This is a genomic window from Synergistaceae bacterium (genome assembly GCA_012728235.1).
Taxonomy (GTDB): domain Bacteria; phylum Synergistota; class Synergistia; order Synergistales; family Synergistaceae; genus JAAYFL01.
In genome coordinates, this window is the sequence record JAAYFL010000048.1 from 1 (window position 1) to 2,423 (window position 2,423).

General features: G+C 39.2%; 3 protein-coding genes. 1 reads left to right on the forward strand and 2 read right to left on the reverse strand.

Translation table 11 applies throughout. From position 1 onward, the window contains the following. The first annotated feature begins 69 nt into the window (after positions 1-69). A complete protein-coding gene (locus tag GXZ13_03955) occupies positions 70-1,401 on the forward strand; it encodes a HAMP domain-containing histidine kinase (GenBank protein ID NLX74991.1) in 1,332 nt (443 codons plus the stop codon). Between the two features lie 145 nt (positions 1,402-1,546). On the opposite strand, the gene GXZ13_03960 is transcribed toward GXZ13_03955, so the two are convergent. Beyond that, positions 1,547-2,263: a permease gene (locus GXZ13_03960; protein NLX74992.1), complete on the reverse strand. Its 717-nt coding sequence runs from the start codon at positions 2,261-2,263 to the stop codon at positions 1,547-1,549. Next, positions 2,260-2,423 (reverse strand): permease (locus tag GXZ13_03965; protein NLX74993.1); only part of this gene is annotated, 164 nt, incomplete at its 5' end. The genes GXZ13_03965 and GXZ13_03960, both read right to left, overlap by 4 nt.

Sequence of the window (2,423 nt, forward strand, 5' to 3'; positions counted from 1 at the left end):
GCTGCCCTTATGCTCTTATTTTCTATTGTTTTGGGCAGTGTTTTTATAGTGCTCTTTCATAACCATACTGTGGAAATTACCCGAGCAGCCATGGAGCAAAAGGCTCTTTCAATTGCTGAAAGTCGATCTTCCTTCGGTGCTGGTGGCAAGGGCGGCTATGGCGCCGATATGCGGTTTTTAGACGAGCTTGCCATGGCGGAGGTATGGATTGTAGATGAAAACCTTATGATTACCAGTCGTGGGCAAGGGAATCATTTTATTCGCTATGAAGATTTGCCTGAAAATGCAGAAGAGATGGTACGTGAGGTTTTTTCTGGTGAAATAACATATAGTGAAGAATTCTCTGGCATACTTGGTGTAAGTGCTTTGACACTGGGTGCACCAATCATATTTGACGAAGATATTGTAGGAGCCGTTTTGCTCCACTCGCCGGTTAGTGGAATCACATCTGCCGTCACCCAGGGACTGGGTACAGTAATTCTTGCTTGCCTTGCAGCACTTTTTGTATCTGGTATCCTTGCGGCACTTTTATCATATCTATATACGAAACCACTGCTTAAGATGAAAAACATGGCCTTGTCTTTAATAGACGGTGATTACTCGGTGCATACAGGCCTAGTGTCAGAAGAGGAGATAGGACAGCTTGCTTCTGTACTTGATACACTGTCGCAACGCCTGCAGGAAGTTGAAAGTCAGCGAGAAAACTTGGATAAAATGCGCGAGAGCTTTGTTGCCAATGTATCTCATGAGCTGCGAACTCCAGTTGCTGTACTACGAGGTTCCTTGGAGCTCTTACAGGATGGTCTAGTTAATAATCCTGAAGAAATAGGAGAGTATTATCAGCAAATGCTATTAGAAAGTAGGCATTTAGAGCGACTGGTCAATGATTTGTTAGAGTTATCTCGTCTGCAGGATATAGGTTTCTATCTACGTATGGAAGAGGTAAATTTATGTGATGTGGTAAATGATGCGGTTCGTGCTATGAGGCCTGCTGCTCAAAAGAAACACCTCTCTTTTGATTTAGCCATGCCCAGCACAGAGTGTATTATAAGTGGTGACTATGATCGTATTCGTCAGTTACTTGTTATTTTGTTGGATAATGCCATAAAATTTTCAAAGGATGGAGGACTTGTGGGTGTTGATCTAAACTGTCCAAATGACTTTATTTTAACTGTAGTTGACCATGGTGAGGGAATTTTGGAGAAGGATATCCCCTTTATTTTTGACCGTTTTCACAAAAATGACGATAAGAGCAACAAGATTGGAACAGGTCTAGGACTGGCTATTGCATCGGAAATTGTAAAAAGACATGGAGCTAATATTTCTGTACAAAGTGATGAGGAAGCCACGGTATTTAAGGTTGTATTTCCCAGGGTTATAGACGAAAAAATTAAGATTTAATTCCATTTAATCAAGCTAAGAAAAATGGACCATTCATGCGAATGGCCCATCGATTAAAACCTGAATCATTGGCTATAAGTTATAATTCAAGGGCAAAATCTCAAGTTTTCCCTTTTTTAGAAATACTCTGCCTTTTTCTTATTTATTATTCGGTATACTCTATTGCCTTTACAGGGCAGTCCATCATTGTTTTTTTGAGTCTTTCTCTATCAATTTCCCAATCATCATAATTCTTGACAAAGGCCTTTTTAGCCTTCATTTCAAAAAGTTCAGGATAGTTTTCAACACATATCCTACATCCTATGCAAGCTTCTCTATTAATGGAGACACCTAGCTTTTGGGCTTCCCTTTGGGGCAAATCCCCGTCTTTTATTAGTTTGTCAGCAAGCCATGAGAATATAATAATGGCGGCAACTGTTAGCAACCAACGAATTATCATAAATCTCAAACCTAGAAATTTTGCCTCATTTAGAAGCATGGGAATTTTTATAACAGCCCAGGAGCTTAAAATGACTACAATGTTTCTAATAGAAGCTCCTTTTTTATGAAGCATAGTACACATTGGAAAAGCTGCGTAAATGGGCCCTGCTGAGATACTACCTATTACGAAGGCTAAAAAGAGGCCCTTGACCTTGGCATCCTTGCCTAAAAACTGCATAATCTTTTCTTTAGGGACCCATAGATCTAGAAGTGCCGTAAGAACAAAGATCACTGGCATAATCATAAGCATTTCTTTAATATAGTAGCCACTATTTTTTACTGAAGCCAATCCCATGGAGGGGTTGATGATAGAAATAAGCCCGTATGCCAAAATAATTGTAAACAGGAAAAGGTTATCTTTTATTCTCTTAAAAATCATCATATAAAGACCCCCATTATTAATGCAATAATTATTGCAAATATAAAACTAAATCCATTGCGTATTGCTGTGAACTTAGTTCCAAATTCCTTTTTTTCAAGTGGAAATGTCACTATTCCAACCATGGTTAGGGTGGTTAAAAAGGCAACAGAGGGAACTACAC